This window comes from Pseudomonas citronellolis, from assembly GCF_900112375.1.
Lineage (GTDB): Bacteria > Pseudomonadota > Gammaproteobacteria > Pseudomonadales > Pseudomonadaceae > Pseudomonas > Pseudomonas citronellolis.
Genome location: NZ_FOLS01000034.1, coordinates 39,278 through 55,452 on the forward strand (window position 1 = coordinate 39,278; position 16,175 = coordinate 55,452).

14 protein-coding genes are annotated in these 16,175 nt (G+C 69.3%); 6 read left to right on the forward strand and 8 right to left on the reverse strand.

Translation table 11 applies throughout. The features are described from left to right. Positions 1-2: 2 nt before the first annotated feature. The 3 genes from BM060_RS26335 to BM060_RS26345 form a co-directional block, all read right to left on the reverse strand. Positions 3-1,175 carry an ABC transporter permease gene (locus tag BM060_RS26335; RefSeq protein WP_024128467.1) on the reverse strand — a complete coding sequence of 391 codons (1,173 nt, stop codon included), beginning with the start codon at positions 1,173-1,175 and terminating at the stop codon, positions 3-5. Then, complete coding sequence (locus BM060_RS26340) at positions 1,157-2,128, reverse strand: HlyD family secretion protein (RefSeq protein ID WP_074984617.1); 972 nt, start codon at positions 2,126-2,128, stop codon at positions 1,157-1,159. The genes BM060_RS26335 and BM060_RS26340 overlap by 19 nt, the downstream gene beginning before the upstream one ends. Before the next feature lie 86 nt (positions 2,129-2,214). Next, positions 2,215-2,688 (reverse strand): phosphate-starvation-inducible protein PsiE, encoded by a 474-nt coding sequence (locus BM060_RS26345; RefSeq protein WP_009616066.1) that lies wholly within the window; start codon positions 2,686-2,688, stop codon positions 2,215-2,217. Between the two features lie 168 nt (positions 2,689-2,856). Between BM060_RS26345 and BM060_RS26350 the strand changes: the two genes are divergently transcribed. Both BM060_RS26350 and BM060_RS26355 read left to right on the forward strand, forming a co-directional pair. After that, the gene (locus BM060_RS26350) at positions 2,857-3,135 is read left to right on the forward strand and encodes a DUF3509 domain-containing protein (protein WP_024128466.1); all 279 of its coding nucleotides are present in this window, start codon (positions 2,857-2,859) and stop codon (positions 3,133-3,135) included. Positions 3,136-3,375: 240 nt separating this feature from the next. After that, the gene (locus BM060_RS26355; protein WP_009616064.1) at positions 3,376-3,633 is read left to right on the forward strand and encodes a YebG family protein; all 258 of its coding nucleotides are present in this window, start codon (positions 3,376-3,378) and stop codon (positions 3,631-3,633) included. Between the two features lie 304 nt (positions 3,634-3,937). Here the strand turns inward: BM060_RS26355 and BM060_RS26360 are convergent, their stop codons facing one another. After that, entirely contained in the window at positions 3,938-4,966 is a 1,029-nt protein-coding gene (locus tag BM060_RS26360) for a Glu/Leu/Phe/Val dehydrogenase family protein (protein WP_043273133.1), read from the reverse strand. A 173-nt stretch (positions 4,967-5,139) separates the two neighbouring features. Here BM060_RS26360 and BM060_RS26365 point away from each other — a divergent pair, with 173 nt between their 5' ends. Continuing rightward, entirely contained in the window at positions 5,140-5,949 is an 810-nt protein-coding gene (locus BM060_RS26365) for a SirB1 family protein (RefSeq protein WP_074984625.1), read from the forward strand. 239 nt (positions 5,950-6,188) lie between these two features. On the opposite strand, the gene BM060_RS26370 is transcribed toward BM060_RS26365, so the two are convergent. The 3 genes from BM060_RS26370 to BM060_RS26380 form a co-directional block, all read right to left on the reverse strand. After that, on the reverse strand, positions 6,189-8,708 hold the full coding sequence (locus BM060_RS26370; protein WP_074984628.1) for a LuxR C-terminal-related transcriptional regulator: 2,520 nt from the start codon (positions 8,706-8,708) through the stop codon (positions 6,189-6,191). Positions 8,709-8,866: 158 nt separating this feature from the next. Continuing rightward, on the reverse strand, positions 8,867-10,237 hold the full coding sequence (locus tag BM060_RS26375) for a DUF1329 domain-containing protein (RefSeq protein WP_074984631.1): 1,371 nt from the start codon (positions 10,235-10,237) through the stop codon (positions 8,867-8,869). A 23-nt stretch (positions 10,238-10,260) separates the two neighbouring features. After that, positions 10,261-12,018, reverse strand: a complete 1,758-nt coding sequence (locus BM060_RS26380) for a DUF1302 domain-containing protein (protein WP_074984634.1) — start codon at positions 12,016-12,018, stop codon at positions 10,261-10,263. 229 nt (positions 12,019-12,247) lie between these two features. On the opposite strand from BM060_RS26380, the gene BM060_RS26385 reads away from it, so the two are divergent. The 3 genes from BM060_RS26385 to BM060_RS26395 all read left to right on the forward strand — a co-directional run bounded on the left by BM060_RS26385 (position 12,248) and on the right by BM060_RS26395 (position 15,086). Then, on the forward strand, positions 12,248-13,054 hold the full coding sequence (locus BM060_RS26385) for an AraC family transcriptional regulator (protein WP_043300115.1): 807 nt from the start codon (positions 12,248-12,250) through the stop codon (positions 13,052-13,054). 224 nt (positions 13,055-13,278) lie between these two features. Further along, positions 13,279-14,700: an NAD(P)/FAD-dependent oxidoreductase gene (locus tag BM060_RS26390; protein WP_074984637.1), complete on the forward strand. Its 1,422-nt coding sequence runs from the start codon at positions 13,279-13,281 to the stop codon at positions 14,698-14,700. A gap of 41 nt (positions 14,701-14,741) precedes the next feature. Continuing rightward, positions 14,742-15,086 (forward strand): cupin domain-containing protein, encoded by a 345-nt coding sequence (locus BM060_RS26395; RefSeq protein ID WP_009616056.1) that lies wholly within the window; start codon positions 14,742-14,744, stop codon positions 15,084-15,086. A 214-nt stretch (positions 15,087-15,300) separates the two neighbouring features. Here BM060_RS26395 and BM060_RS26400 read toward each other — a convergent pair whose 3' ends face one another. After that, a complete protein-coding gene (locus tag BM060_RS26400; RefSeq protein WP_074984639.1) occupies positions 15,301-16,068 on the reverse strand; it encodes a crotonase/enoyl-CoA hydratase family protein in 768 nt (255 codons plus the stop codon). Between the last annotated feature and the right edge of the window lie 107 nt (positions 16,069-16,175).

Genomic DNA, 16,175 nt, shown 5'->3' on the forward strand with positions numbered 1-16,175 from the left:
CCTCAGGCCGGGCTCAGGTCGAGGCGCCGGCGCAGGCGCAGCTTGGCGATCATGTAGGCCAGCAGCGGGTAGACCAGCAGCCGGCAGCAGGCGTACAGCCCGGATTCCGGCGGGGCCTGGCGCAGGAACTGGTCGAACAGGCCGTGCAGGGTGTGCGTCAGCGGCTCGGCCAGGCTGATGAAGCGGGCGATCTCGGGCATCGCCAGGTCCGGCAGCAGCACCCCGGAATAGGTCTGCGCCACGCCGATCAGCAGGCCGATCAGCGAGTAGGCGCTGAAGCGGTTGGCGGTGAAGATGAACAGCACCAGGCCGACGCTCTGCGCCGCCATCACGTAGCACACGGTGATCGCCAGCATCCACAGCGGGCTGCCGTTGATCTTCGCGCCGTTGAGCGTCACCAGCAGGAACAGCTCCAGCATCAGCAGCGCGCTGAACAGCAGGGTGTAGGGCGCCAGCTTGCCCAGCAGGCGCACGCCCAGCGCCCGGGCGCGCAGGATGTGCGGCGAGGAGGCGCGCAGCTCCGGGGCCTCGCGGGCCAGCACGTGGACGGTGGCGACGATCACGAACAGCTGCAGCAGGTGCACGATGGCGGCGAACTGCTGGTAGTAGATGTAGTTGCCGCTGGCGTTGAACAGGCTCTCGTAGGCCACGCTGATGCTCGCCAGCTTCGGCAGCGGAGCGCCCGCGCCGGCGGCCAGGTAGGGGCGCAGGTCCTGGTTGACGCCAGCGACCAGGCCGCTGAAGTCCTGGGTGGAATAGAAGCCGGCGGAATAGAACAGCGAGTTGTAGTAGAGCACCGCGCGCGGCTGGCGTCCGGCCAGGGCGTCGGCCTCGAAGTCGCGGGGGATGTACAGCAGCGCGTAGTCGTCGGCCGCGCGCAGGCGCCGCAAGCCTTCCTGCAGGCCGCCGCCGAGCACCTCGACCTGGGCGTGGGAACCGGCGTCCAGCTCGCGCACCACGCGCCGCGACAGGTGGCTGTGGTCGGCGTCGACCACGGCCACCGGCATGTCCAGCAGGGTGCCGGCCTGGTAGATGCCGCTGATCAGGGTGAACAGCAGCAGCGGCCACAGCCAGCCGAGCCAGTGGATGGTCCAGCTGCGCACGGCGATGCGCGTCTCGGTGTTGAACGCCTGGGCGAAGCGCAGCAGGTTGCGCCTTATTGCTGCCATTGCCACAGCGCGCTCATCCCCGGACGCAGGCCCTGCACCGCTTGCAGCGGGTACAGGCGGACCTCGAAGGTCTTCAGGTCGAAGTCGCCGGTGGCGCGGGTCGCGCGCTTGGTGGCGAAATCGCCCAGCGGGGCGATGTAGCGCACCTCGGTGTCCACCTCGGCATTCTCCAGCGCCGGGATGCGCAGCTTCACCTTGTCGCCCTTGCGCACCTTGGCGAGGATGTCCTCGCGCAGGTTGAACACCAGGTAGCTGTCGGACAGCCGCACCAGGGTCAGCAGCGGGCTGTAGGCGTTGATCAGCTCGCCCTCCTCCGCCGGGATCGGCCCGACCTCGCCGTCCACCGGGGCGAGCACCGCCAGGTCGTCTGTCTGCGCCTGCAGTTCGACGATCTGCGCATCGGCGCGGCGCACCGCGGCCTGCAGCGCCTGGCGCACTTCCTCGCGGTCGCCGCGCTGGCCCTGGTCGAGGTTGGCCTGGGCCTCGGCCACCTGGTTGCGCGCCACGTCGCGGGCGCGGCGGGTGGTGTCGAGCTGGGCCTGGGAGACGAAGCCGCGGCCGGCCAGTTCCTCGTTGCGCTGGAAGTCCAGCTCGGCGTTGCGCAGCTCGGCCTGGGCCTGCTGCAGGCTGGCCTGGAGGGCGCGCAGGGTTTCCTCGCGGGTGCCGTGCAGGGATTCGTCGAGCTGCGCCTGCACCTGGCTGCGCGCGGCGCGCAGCGAGTCCAGCTGGGCCTGCAGCTCCGGGCTGCTGAGGCTTATCAACAGCTGGCCCTTCTGCACGTCGTCGCCACGCCGCACGTGCAGCGTCTCGACGCGGCCCTTGGCCTTGGAGGCGACTATGACTTCGGTGGCGTCCGCCTCGCCTTGCAACAGCAAGGGTTGGGTGTGCAGACGCAGGTACAGGGTGATGGAGATGATTACCAGGAGCAGCAGGGGTGCGAACAGCTTCCAGCCCTTCATCGTGCGGGTCTTCCCTCGGCGGCGCGAATTATTCCGATGTTAGTGCATCGCGGCCGCCAAGGGGGCCATTGCGGCTCGAACCGCCGTCAGCGCTCGTCGTCCTGCAGCAGCGCCTGCTCGCCCTTGCCCGACGGCGCCGAGGGGAAGCGCGAGGAAGCGTAGCGCACCACCAGGATGGCCAGGGCCAGCAGCAACAGGGCCACCGAGACCAGGATGATGCCGTCGTCGGGCACGTGGTTGTGCTGGATGTCGGCGATCATCAGGCGCGTCAGCGCGGTCATCGCCACGTAGATCAGGAAGCGCACCGGCATGTGGTTGGTCTTGAAGTAGATGCCGACCATGGCGCCCAGTTCGAGGTAGATGAACAGCAGCAGGATGTCGTCGATGCTCGCGTGGCCCTTCTCGAACATCTCGACGAAGGCCACCGCCGCCGACCAGAACACGGTGCCGCCGATGGCGAACAGCGCCAGGTAGTGGAAGCCCTCCACCAGCAGGTTGCCCAGCGACTCGGCCATTCCGTGCATCTGTTGGCGCATGCGTTCGGCCCATTGCAGTTTCATCCGTCGACTCCCGGTTCGATAAAGCGATTGTTGGCTTGGTACGTGCAAGACACACGCCATTGACCCTGGGCAGCAATAGCCTGCCGAGGCTGCGGCAATATGAATGCGAACTTTGCTGACGCCTTCCAGTCCATGAAGGGTCACGCCACCACGCAGGCAGGATCGAAGATGGAAAGCCCCTTCCAGGTACTCACCGATGCATTCCAGGCCCAGTTCCGGGTCAATTTCAGCCTCGAACGGCCGGACGGCAGCATCGTGCTGACGCTTTCCACCGAAGCCGGCGTGGCGGCCAAGCGGCTCATCCGCAACGCCCAGCTGCAGGACGCCGAACAGCTGCAACGCCTGATCCAGAGCATCCGCTTCGGCATCGCCATCGAGCAGGGCGACAGCGCCCCGCGCCTGCTGGCGGACATGACCGCCGGCCGCGCCTTGCGCATCGCCTCCTGAACCTTCCTCCCGCGTGCCCGGCCAGTCTGCCGGGCGCCGCCGCCGCGCGCCATCCACCAGCCCCGCGCCAACTTGTCGCATGCCCTGCCATGGCCCCGCGTGCCCCGAAGCGGTTCGCCGGCCATACTGGCCTTCTGCAATTTCCCTCTTCCCAGGGGCCGGGCGATTGCCTTATGCTTCACTGTATAAATAAACAGTGCTTGTTCCCCCCAGACAGCAAGAAGGCATACGAGGTGATGAATGGCCGTCGAAGTGGTGTACCGCAGCAGCCGCGATCCGGAGCGCCTGTTCATGGATAAGGCAGAAGCCGACCGGCACGACAAGATGCTCGAACTGGCGGAGAACCTCGCCGCCGTCCTGCACAAGGCGGTGCCCTCGCTGAACGAGGAGCAGGTGGAGGAAGTGGGCATCTTCATGGCCCGCCACCGCGACACCTTCGCCCGCGCCTTCAAGAACCAGCCCGACGCCCTCGGCGAGTTGTTTGCCGAAGGGGAATGAGCAGCGCCCGAACCGCCATGCCAGGGTGCTCTACGTAGGATGGGTTGAGCTTGCGAAACCCATGCGGTGGTGGTGATGGGTATCGCTTCGCTCAACCCATCCTACGATGGTGCTTCCTTGGAACTGTAGGAGCGGACTCCGTCCGCGATCACCGGCGCACACCGGCCTGCCGGCCGGATCGCGGATGAATCCGCTCCTACGATCTGGCCCCGCCGTGCCCCTGTAGGAGCGGGCCCTGCCCGCGAAATCGCGCGCAGAGCGCGCTCCTACAGGGCGTCTATCCCAATGCCCCTACTGCAGCCTGTCATCCCCCATGCCCGTAGAGAATCCGCTCGGCAAGCATGTCGGCCACCCGCGCCGGCGAGCGGTGGTCGGCCTGGGCGTGGGCGAACACCTCGGTGAGGCGGTTGCCGATCTGCGCCAGGTGCGCGGTGATCGCCGGCAGCTCCTGGCCCTGGTGCTGCAGGGCGACGTAGATCAGCCCGCCGGAATTGATCACGTAGTCCGGCGCATAGAGGATGCCGCGGGCTTCCAGCTCGTCGGCCACGTCCGGGTGCGCCAACTGGTTGTTCGCCGCGCCGGCCACCACCGCGCAACGCAGCTGCGCCACCACCGGCGAGCTGAGCACCCCGCCCAGGCCACAGGGCGCGAGGATGTCGCAGGGCGTGGTCAGCAGCGCCTCGTTGGCGATGGGCTGGGCGCCGAACTGGTCGACCGCCAGTTGCACCTTGCCCGGGTCCAGGTCGCTGACCAGCAGTTCGGCGCCGGCGGCGTGCAGGTGTTCGCACAGGGCGTAGCCCACGTGGCCCAGCCCCTGCACGGCGATGCGCAGGTCCTCCAGGTCGTCGCTGCCCAGGCGCGCCTGGGCGCTGGCGCGGATGCCGGCGAATACGCCCAATGCCGTGTGCGGCGAGGGATCGCCGCCGCGGGTGGTGCTGGTGACGTGGTCGGTGTGCTGGGCGATGCAGTCCATGTCGGCGCTGGAGGTGCCGCTGTCCACCGCGGTGACGTAGGCCCCGCCAAGGCTTTCGATGAAGCGGCCGAAGGCCTCGAACAGCGCGCCGCGGTTGTCCACATGGGGTGCGCGCAGGATCACCGCCTTGCCGCCGCCCTGGCGCAGGCCGGCCAGGGCGGCCTTGTAGCTCATGCCCTGGGCCAGGCGCGCGGCGTCGCGCAGGGCCGCCTCGTCGTTGGGATAAGGCAGGTAGCGGCAGCCGCCCAGGGCCGGGCCCAGGCGGGTGCTGTGGATGGCGATGACGGCCCGCAGCCCGGTGGCCGGGTCGTAGGCGAGGTGCAGTTTCTCTAGCCGGGTGGCTTCCATCATGTCGAACATGGCGGCGCTCCCTTGCTGGCGCGTGAGGGTCGGCCGGCGGCGCCTGCCGCGGCCGGCCCCTTCAGTATAGGCAGAGGCGCCGCGGGCCAGCGGCGGCGCCGACGACCAGCCACGGCGGCTCTGGACGGCGCCCCGGCGCTGCGGGTAAAACGCAGTATCAGCCGGAGAACGCCATGGACCCGCGCCAAGCCTGCCTCGCCTGCCTAGCCCAGGAGCCACCAGCGCTGTTCGAGGCGGCCCTGTGGATAGCCGCCGAGCACGAGCCGCACCTGCCGCCCGAGCAGGCCCTGCGCGTGCTCGACGAACTGCAGCGGCAACTGCAGGCGACGCTGCCCGTGGCCGCCGGCGACATCGAACGGGCCCAGTTGCTGCTGCGCCGGCTGAACGAGATGGGCTTCGCCGAGGACGACGACGTGCCCCTGCTGGCCCGCGCCGCCCTGCTGCCCCAGGTGCTGCAGCGCCGCCGCGGGCAACCGTTGTCGCTGGCGCTGATCGCCCTGGAGCTGGCGCGCCGCCAGGGTATCGCCCTCCAAGGGGTGAACTTCCCCGCGCGCTTCCTGCTGCGCGTGCCCGGCGCCGACCACCTGCTCGACCCCGCCACCGGCCGCCGTCTCTACCCCCGCGACTGCCGCGACCTGCTGGCCCGTCACCTGGGCCCGAACGTGGAGCTGAGCGCCGCCTTCCTGCGCAACGCCGAGCCGCGCGAGATGCTCCAGCGCCTGTCGCGCAACCTGCGCCAGTTGCACCAGACCGCCGGCGACCACCTGGCGGCCCTGAAGGATGCCCAGCGCGTACTGGAGCTGGGCGCCGCCAGCGCCGCCGACCACCTGGCCCGCGCCGACCTCTACCACCACCTGGAATGCCCCCAGGCCGAACGCTACGACCTGGAGCGCGCCCTGCTGCTCAGCGACGACCCGGCCGAGCAACTGCGCCTGGGCCAGCGCATCGAGGCGATCGCGGTGCAGAAGAAGGCGTTGCACTGAACAGGAGTTCAGGCGTGTAAGCGCGATGGGTATCGCTTCGCTCAACGCCATCCTACGAAAAGCGCTTCGGCACCCACCTGTAGGAGCGCGCCCTGCGCGCGAATCGCGGGCAGGGCCCGCTCCTACAATTTGCTGTGAGGTATGGAGTTTCCTCGTAGGAGCGAGCTTGCTCGCGAACGAACCCCGCTGCGGAGTCTGTTCGCGAGCAAGCTCGCTCCTACGAAGAGCATCGTGGGGCGTCAGGCTTTGAGCAGCCCCAGCTCCTTGGCCCGGGCCACGGCCTGGGTGCGGCGTTCGACGCCGAGCTTGCCGTTGATGCGCCGGGCGTGGGTTTTCACGGTGTGCAGGGAGATGAACAGGCGCTCGCCGATCTCCAGGTTGGAGCAGCCGCGGGCGATCAGTTCCAGCACCGACAGCTCGCGCAGGCTGAGCAGCGGCGCCGGGCGTTCGCCGGCCTGTTCGGCCAAGCGTTCCGGCAGGCGCTGGCGGGCGTCTTCCAGTATCGCTTCCAGGCCGTGGCGGCGGGCCAGTTCCAGGCCTTCCTGCCAGCAGTCGCGGGCCTGTTCGTCGGCGCCGGCGGCGGCATGGGCCAGCGCCAGCCCCAGCCGGACCTCGCAGACCAGGGCCATGCGCCCCTGCCGCTGCATTTCCGCCAGCAGGATCGACAAGCGCTCCAGCGCCCGTTGCGCCTGGCCGTCCTGGATGTCGGCCATGGCCAGTTGGCATTCCACCCGCAGCAGCAGGTCGACCGCCGAGGCCGGCGCGCTGCGGCCTTCCTCGCGGTAGCGGCTCAGCACCCGGGTGAAGATTTCCCGAGCCTGGGCGGTCCGCCCCTGGCGCAGGCCGAGGGTGCCGCCGGCCAGCAGCAGCGGGCCGCGGTAGACCGCTTCGGGAATGTGCTGCAGCTGCATCTGCCGCTCGGCTTCGAGCAGGCGGTTGAAGGCCACGTCGAACTGGCCCTGGCGCGCATCCAGCATCGCCAGGCCGATGTAGCCGTACAGGGCGCAGGGGTCGAGGCTGCGCTGCGCGCCGCGCAGGCCGTCCTGCAGCAGTTGGCGCGCCTCGGCCGGGCGGCCCTGGTGGTAGCACAGCCAGCCCAGGCGCAACTGCGCGCGGCAGGCCACCGGGCAGCCGCTCTGGTGCCGTTCGGCCAGGGTGTCGAGCATGCGCCGCAGCAGGGCTTCGGCGCGCGGCAGCTCGCCGCGCTGGGCCAGCAGGTAGGCGTGGTCGATCTCCAGGTAGACCTCGAAGATGGCGCTGCCGCGGGCGCGGGCCAGCTTCAGGGCGTCACGGTTGAGCAGCCGGGCCTCGTCCAGGCGGCCGTCGATCAGCGCCAGTTGGCTGAGCGCGGACAGGCTGATCAGGCGCTGCGCCCAGGCTTCGTCCGGCAGGTCGTCCAGGGCGGCCTGCAGCAGCGGCGCGGCCTCGCGGCGGCCACGGGCGTGGGCGAGCATGCCGGCCAGGCCCAGCCACTGCGCCACCAGCGCCCGCTGACGCGCTTCGCCGGGCAGCGGCAGGAAGCGCGAGAAGTCCTGCAGCTGCGTCTCGACCTCGTCCAGGCGCCCGCCGAAGAGCAGCGCCCAGGCGTTGAGGATCAGCAGGCGCGGCGTGCTCGCCAGCAGTTCCTGCGGCAGCGCCTCGCGCAGGCGCAGCACCCGCGCCACGTTGTGCCCCTGCAGCAACTGCTCTTCGGTCAGGCGCTGCAACAGGCTGGCGGCGACGTCGGGTTGCTCGGCGCGCAATGAGTGTTCGAAGGCGGCGTGGATGTCGCCCTGCTGGCTGTACCACTGGCAGGCCCGGCGGTGCAGGCTGCTGGGCGAGCCGTGGCCCATGTCGGCGAGTTCGTCGGCCAGCAGCGGCGGCAGGCGGTACCAGGCGCCGGCGCCCTCCTCGCGCTGCAGGCCGACGCCGCGTTCGAGCAGGGCTTCGAGAACGCCGGGCTGTTCCTCGAAGAGGTATTCGGCCAGGGAGGTGCAGCAGCGGGTGAGCCGCGCCAGGTCGCAGAGCACCTCCGCCAGCGGCGCCGGCAGGGCATCGAGGATTTCCCGCTGCAGGTATTCGCGCAGCAGCGGCCGGCCGGCCTCGGCCAGTTGCCCGGGCGAGGGCGTGCCCGCCTCGGCCGGCCAGCCGAGCAGGCGCAGGCGGATGCCGGCGCACCAGCCGTCGGTCTGCTCCAGCAGCGCCAGGCGCAGTTCCTCCGGCCAGTCGCGGCCGTTGCGCAGCAGGAAGGCTTCCAGCTCGGCGGCGTCGAAGCCCAGTTCCGCCGCGCCCAGTTCCAGCAGTTCGCCCTCCAGCAGCAGGCGCGCCAGGTTGCACGCCGGGCGCCGCCGGCTGGCCAGCCACCAGGACACCCAGGGCGAAGCCTGGGCCAGCAGGCGGTCGAGGCAGGCGTCCAGCGCGGCATCGGGTTCGCGGGAGTAGTCGTCGAGCATGATCCACAGCGGTTCGCGGCAGTCGCGCAGGCGGCCGAGCACTTCGACCTCGCCGACCGGCCCCAGGCCCAGGGCCTCGCCCAGGCGCCGGCACAGGGCCGCGGCGTCCAGGGCCTCGCCGCCCAGCGCCAGCCAGGCGACGCGGGTGCCCGCCGGGGCGGCGCGCGCGCATTCGCCCAGCAGCACGGTCTTGCCGTGCCCCAGGGGCGCGAGCAGCAGGCGCAGGCGGTGTTCCTCGTGCAGCAGGGCCTGGCGCAGGCGCGCGCGCGGCAGGTGCTGCGGTGGCAGGCGGGGCAGCGAAGACTGGGGGGTGGCAGCGTCGATCATGGGCAGGGGTCCGACCGATCCTGACGTTCGAGACTAGTCAGGAGGCGGCCCCCGGGGAAGGGCTATCAGCCGGATGTATGTAGAGACATATCACTCTTTGGCATTACAGGAAGGTACATGACCGGCGACAGCCCTCGCCGCCGCCGGCCATGCCCGGTTCAGCGCACGCCTTCGTTGCGCAGCGCCGCCGGGGTGTAGTCGGCCATGCTGGCCTTGATGCCGAAGCGGTAGCCGCTCTTCTCTTCGTTGAACAGGCCCAGGGCCAGGTAGCGGCCGGCGATCACGTCGTAGATCACCTCCGGCACGTAGCCGCCGGCCTGGTGCGCGTAGTTGAACATCTGGTGGCCTTCGGAAACGCGCCACAGCTGGCCGCGGCCGTCGTAGTGGTCGACTTCGGCGATCTGCCAGCTGTCCTCGTCGATGTACATGTGGCGCTTGGCGTAGATGTGCCGCTCGCCCGGCTTCACGGTGCCCACCACTTCCCACACGCGGTGCAGCTCGTAGCGCGTCAGGTCCTGGTTGAGGTGGCCGGCCTTGACGATGTCGTCGTACTTGTAGGTCGGCAGGCCCAGCTTGTAGCTGTTGTAGGGGATGTACAGCTCCTTCTTGCCCACCAGTTTCCAGTCGTAACGGTCCGGGGCGCCGGAGAACATGTCGAAGTTGTCGGAGGTACGCAGGCCGTCGGCGGCGGTGCCGGGGCCGTCGTAGGCCACCTGCGGGGCGCGCCGCACGCGGCGTTGGCCGGCGTTGTAGATCCACGCCAGGCGCGGTTCCTTGACCTGGTCGAGGGTCTCGTGCACCAGCAGCACGTTACCGGCCAGGCGCGCCGGCGCCGTTACCGACTGCTTGAAGTACAGCAGGATGTTACTGACCTTGGCGAGGTCCACGTCGCCCATGTTCTGCGGGAAGGCCACGGTCTCCTCGAAGCGGATCGGCGTGTAGCTGCCGTTGGTCTGCGGGGTGACCTGGACCACGGTGCGCGCCAGGTTGCCGCCGCGGTAGCGGGTGATGTGGTTCCACAGCACCTCGACGCCGTTCTTCGGCAGCGGGAAGGCGTAGTAGCGGCTCTTGTCGAAGTTGGCCAGGCCGTTGCCGTCGTTGATCGGCTGCACGTTCACCGCGCTGGTCTTGACCGCCTGGTAGATCTCCGCCGGCTGCGAGAAGGTGCGGTGGGTCTTGTACACCGGGATGCGGTAGGTGTCCGGGTAGCGCTTGAACAGCGCCACCTGGCCGTCGGTGAGCTTGTCCCTGTACTGGTCGACGTTCTGCGCGGTGATGGTGAACAGCGGCTTCTCGCCGGCGAAGGGGTCGCTGAGGAAGCCGCGGGCGTCCTCGCTGCCGGCGCTCTTGTCGATGCCGCCGGTCCAGGCCGGGATGCTGCCGTCGGCGTTGCCTTCCTTCTGCGCGCCCATGGGCGTGAGGCTGGTGCCGAGCTTGGCCGCCTCGTCCGCGGACACCGCCGCCATCACGGCGCCGGAAAGCAGGCTCAGGGCCAGGGCGCCGCATTGCAGGATTCGTATCTTGTTCATCTTTCCTGTCCTTGACTGACCGATCAGAAGTTCACACCGAAGCTGACGGCGATGAAGTCGCGATCGTTGATCGGGTTGTAATCGCCACCGAAGAAATCGGTATAGCTGATGCTGGCGGTATAGGTGTTCTGGTAGTCCGCATCCAGGCCGACGCTGACCGCCTTGGCGCCTTCGCTGAAGTTCGGGCCGTAGCCGTGCACGTCGTGGGACCAGGCCAGGTTCGGCTTGAAGTTGATGCCGGCGATGACGTTGGGATAGTCGAGGATGCCGCGCACGCGGTAGCCCCAGCTGCTGCTGGTGTAGAAGCCCTTGTTGTTGCACTCGCCGGGATTGGCGGTGTTCAGCAGGCCCTGGCACAGGGAGTTGTTGGGCAGCTCGCCGATGCCCCAGATGGAGTCGCGGCCGAAGCGCAGCTCGCTGTCGTCGATGCCGCTGATGTGGTTGTAGCCCACCTCGCCGACCACTGTCAGGCGTTCGGCGGCCAGCACCTGGTCGAAGAACTGCGTCACCGTCACCTGGGCCTGGGTCACCGGCTTGCGTACGTAGCCGTGGATCACCTCACCGGCGCTGGGCGTGGCGAAGCCGCTGGAGTAGATGGGGTTGCCGAACAGGGTGGTCGGGTAGAGCGCGGCCACGGTCAGGTCGGTGCTGTTGAGCTGCAGCGGCATGTTCGGCCGGTAGCTGACCTCGCCGGCCACCGAGGTGCCGCCGATGTTGGTCTGGAAGCTCAGGCCGTAGAGGCGGATGTCCTCCGGGTACTCGATCAGGTACTGCGCGCTGGCCTCGCCGGTGGCGGCGTTGGCGGTGGCCAGGCCTTGTCCGGCGATGGTGCTGAAGACCGGGTTGCGGCTGTGGTAGTTCATCACGTAGGCGCCGAACTCGGTGTCGTTCAGCTCCGCCGCGTACCAGCGCAGGGCCAGGCCCCACTGGCCGCCGTCGCGGGCGGTGTTGTCGCCGGAGCGCGCCAGGTAGCGGTAGCCGCTGGCCGGGTCGGTGTCGAAGTCGCTGCCGGCGTAGACCAGGCGGTTGCAGCCGTTGGCCGCCACGTCGGTGGTGGAGAAGAAGGTGCCGCAGTTGTCGACCACGGTCTTCTCCCACTTCAGCTGGTAGAAGCCCTCGGCGGTGAGGCTGTCGGTCAGGCCCTGGGACATGTAGAACATGCTCACCGGGATCAGGCCTTCCTTGATCTCCGCGCCGGGGCGGCGGAAGGCGGCGACGTCGACCGGGTTGATGCTGTTGATGGAGTTCTGGATGAAGGTGCTCTCGCCCCAGCTCACCACCTGCTTGCCCAGGCGCACGGTGCCGGGCAGGTCGCCGATGCTGTACTTGTGGTAGATGAAGGCGTCCAGCAGTTCGGCGCCGGAGGAGCGCGCGCCCATGCTGCGGCCCTGGTCGCTGATGTCGTACAGCTCGCGGTGCTCGTCCTTCAGCTCGAAGTCGTACCAGTACTTGCCGCGGACGAAGACGCCGGTGTCGCCGTACTTCAGCTCCAGGTCGTGGATGCCCTTGAAGATCTTCGAGAAGGTCTCGCCCTTCTTGAAGTTCAGGCGGCCGTCGTCGGAGGTCTGCGACGAGGCGCGGCCGCCGTTGCGGGCGCCGACGTATTCCGAGTCGGCGTCGCGCAGCCCCCAGCTGGCCCCCACGGACAGCGTCGAATCCAGCTGCCCCTCGATTTCCCCGATGTTGAACGAGACGGCCCCGGCCTGGGTGGCGCAACCCAGGGCTACAGCAGCGGCCAGCAGTTTCGGTTGGAACGATACGCGCCTTGTTTTTGTTGTCATTCGGCACTCCTGACGGTGTCTAGGCGGCTACACGCTACTCAGCCGGCCCGGTCGCGACCAAGCGCACCAAGGAGGTATTTGCACTGTCAGCCGAAAGAGTGAATCCCCCCTCTGCGACGGCCCCGGGCGGCCACCATTGACGCCGGGCATGGCCCATCATGCAGTGCCTGGATGATAGCGGGGCCTCCCCCCCTACCCGAGCGCGCCGCTCTGCGGCATCCTGTGCGCCATGCGAGCGACCCACCCGACCCCGGCCGACAGCCACCTCACCCCGAGCACCCGCGACGTGGTGCAGCGCTACCATGACAGCTGGAAGCGCCGCGACCTGGACGCGGCGCTGGCGCTCTACCATCCCGAGGTGGAATACAACGACTACTTCCAGAACCGCCGTATGGGCCTGGCGGACCTGCGCGAGTACGTCACCCAGACCATGCCCAGCCGCCCGGACGAATTCCTCGACCACATCGACCGCATCCGCGTCGACGGCGACACGGCCTTCATCCAGTACCGCACCGCCATCACCCTCAGCGGGCGCCTGGCGGTGTTCCACTCCAGCGAAGCCATCAGCGTGCGCGACGGGCTGATCTGGCGCATCAACGAATACGCCACCCTGGTCCGCGAGGACGCCCCGGGCGCCGCACGCGCCTCCGGCGACAGCCGCCCGCCGGCCAGCCGCCTGGGCCTGTCGCCGCGCCAGCTCAGCCAGTTGGCCGCGGACCTGGAGGAATACTTCCACAAGGCCCAGCCGTACCTGGCGCCGGACCTGGACCTGTCGCAGGTGGCCGGCGCCACCGGCTACACGCGCAACCAGATTTCCTACCTGCTCAACCAGGTGATGGGCCTGAGCTTCTACCAGTACGTCAACCAGAAGCGCCTGCAGCACCTGCTGGAACAGTTGCGCCCGGCCACCTCGGCGCGCATCGACGAGCTGGCCTTCTCCGCCGGCTTCAATTCGCTGTCAGCCTTCTACCGCTGCTTCCGCCAGCAGACCGGTCTGTCGCCGCGGGAATACCTCAAGCGGATGGAAAACCCGTAACGCCGAGGCGCTCCTGCGCACCGCTTTTCGTAGGAGCGAGCTTGCTCGCGAATGGGCCCCGCAGCGGAGTTTGTTCGCGAGCAAGCTCGCTCCTACGAAGAGCACCCTGGCGCAGTTGGCAAGACATCGCCCATTTCCCCGCGTACCCGCGCGCACGACAGGAAGCCCCGGCGCTTCTAGGCTTGCGCACATTCCCGATCACCCTTCTGCCCGGAGTCGCCCCTATGTCGGCATGGCGCCATATCAGCCTGTGGATGAACCAACTGGACGACGACTTCATCGCCCGCCCGGCCCTGGAAGGCGCCCTGGAGGTCGACGTGGCCATCGTCGGCGCCGGCTACACCGGGCTGTGGACGGCCTATTACCTGAAGACCCGCGCGCCGCAATTGAAGGTCGCCATCCTCGAGGCCGAGACCGCCGGCTTCGGCGCCTCCGGGCGCAACGGCGGCTGGCTGATGGGCGCGCTGCTGGGCGAGGACCGCCTGGTGGGCCGCATGCCCGAGCCGCGCCGCCGCGAGACCTGGGACCTGCTGCACGGCATCCCCGACGAGGTGGCCAGGGTGCTGGAACACGAAGGCATCGACTGCGACTACCGCAAGGGCGGCGTGCTCTATTGCGCGGCGCGCTACCCGGAGCAGGAACGCCGCCTGCGCCAGTACCTGGCCGACCTGCGCCACGAGGGCCTGGGCGAGGACGACTACCGCTGGCTGTCGAAGGCCGAACTGGACGGCCAGCTGCGCATCCCCAGCGCCCTGGGCGCGCTCTACACCCCGCACTGCGCCACCATCGACCCGGCCAAGCTGGCCCGCGGCCTGGCCCGCGCGGTGGAACGCCTGGGCGTGCAACTGTTCGAGAAGAGCCGCGTCAGCCACTGGCAGCCCGGCCTGCTGCGCACCGACAAGGGAAGCGTGAAGGCCCACTGGATAGTGCCGGCGGTGGAAGGCTACGCCGCCGCCCTGCCGCCCCTGGGCAACTACCAGTTGCCGGTGCAGAGCCTGCTGGTGGCCACCGAGCCACTGCCCGAGTCGGTCTGGGCGGAGATCGGCCTGGAGCACGGCCAGGCCTTCAGCGAGTTCAGCCGCCAGGTCACCTACGGCCAGCGCACCCGGGACAACCGCCTGGCCTTCGGCGCCCGCGGCGGCTACCGCTTCGGCGGCAAGCTGCGCAGCGACTTCAGCCTAAACGACGACGAGGTCGGCCTGCGCCGCTACCTGTTCGGCGAACTCTTCCCGCAGCTCAAGGACGTGAAGATCACCCACACCTGGGGCGGCAACCTGGGCATGTCGCGGCGCTTCCACCCGCACATGCTGATCGACCGCCGCAACGGCATCGCCCTGTCCGGCGGCTACGGCGGCGAAGGCGTGGGCGCCACCAACCTGGGCGGGCGCACCCTGGCCGACCTGATCCTCGGCAACGACAGCCTGGAAACCCGGCAGAACTGGGTGATCCACGACCGCGCCATGACCGACGCCCTGCGCGCCTGGGAGCCCGAGCCGTGCCGCTGGCTGGGCTACAACGCGATCATCCGCAGCTTCGTCCACGAGGACGAGGTGCTGGCCAACCCCAACACCCCGGCCTGGCGCCGGCAACTGGCGGAAAGACTCGCCGCCGGCATGGAAGGCCTGATGACCTGGAAGGTCGGCTGAAGCCGCCTCCCCCTTTGCACCGACAACCCACTGGAGCCCCGATGAAGATCACCCACCTCAAGGACACCCCCAACGCGCCCCTGGGCGAAGCCAGCCCGGTCGGCGTGCCGCTGGGCGAGCCGGTCTCGCACACCCGCGTGGCCGAAGTGGAACGCCCCGACCAGGTCGACACCGGCATCTGGGAATGCACCCCGGGCCGCTGGCGCCGGCAGATCGTCGAGCAGGAGTTCTGCCACTTCATCAGCGGCCGCGGCACCTTCACCCCGGACGACGGCGAGCCCATCGCCTTCCAGGCCGGCGACGCCTTCCTGCTGCCGCAGAACAGCCTGGGGGTGTGGGATATCCAGGAGACGGTGCGCAAGACGTATGTGATCATCAAGCGCTGAGGCCGAGGCCCTTCGTAGGAGCGAGCTTGCTCGCGAATGGAGTTTCCCTGAGGCGCCGCTGCATGAGGGAAGCGCCTTTCCCTCTCCCTAACCCTCTCCCTTCAGGGAGAGGGCTGGGGAGAGGGTGCGGAGTCAACCCGAAACACCGTAGTCACCGGAAGGCGCCATTCGCGAGCAAGCTCGCTCCTACGAAAAGCAGGCCCTGCGCCGCCTCTCAAAACTTCCCATGCCGCCCCTCCCCCCGCGCGAAGCGCTGCGCCCCGGCCTGGGTCTCGCCACTGAGAATCACCATCAGCCCACCCTGGAATTCATTCGCCATGGCCACGTCGAACGACTGGTTCCACTGCGCGTAGACGCTGCCGCGGTCGGCCAGCATGCAGGCCTGGGGGAAGTCGGCGATCTGCCGGGCCAGGTCCTCGGCGGCGGCGCGGGCCTCGCCCTTGGCCACCACGCGGTTGGCCAGGCCCATGCCCAGGGCTTCCTGGGCGGCGACCGGGCGGCCAGTGAGGATCAGGTCCAGCGCCCGGCCCTGGCCGATGATGCGCGGCAGGCGCACGGTGCCGCCGTCGATCAGCGGCACGCCGAAGCGCCGGCAGAACACCCCGCACACCGCGTCCTCGGCCATCACCCGCAGGTCGGCCAGCAGCGCCAGCTCCAGGCCGCCGGCCACGGCGTAGCCCTCGATGGCGGCGATCAATGGCTTGTTCAGGTGCATGCGGCTGGGGCCCATGGGGGCGTCGCCTTCCATTTCCAGGCGGTTGCGCCGCTCGCTGTCCTCGGCCACCGCGGCGAGGTCCGCGCCGGCGCAGAAGGTGCCGCCGGCGCCGGTGAGCACCGCCACCTTCGCCTGCTCGTCGGCCTCGAAGGCGCGCAGGGCCTCGGCCAGGGCGTCGGCGGTGGGCCGGTCGACGGCGTTGCGCGCCGCGGGGCGATCGATGATCAGGGTGGTTACCGGGCCGTTGTGCTCGACGATCACGCTCATGCTGGACTCCAGGCTGACGGAAAAGACGAAGGCCGGCTTGCGCCGGCCTTCCACCTTACTGCGTCACGGAGCGCGGAGCAGCACCCTGGCCGTTCCGCCCGTCAGGC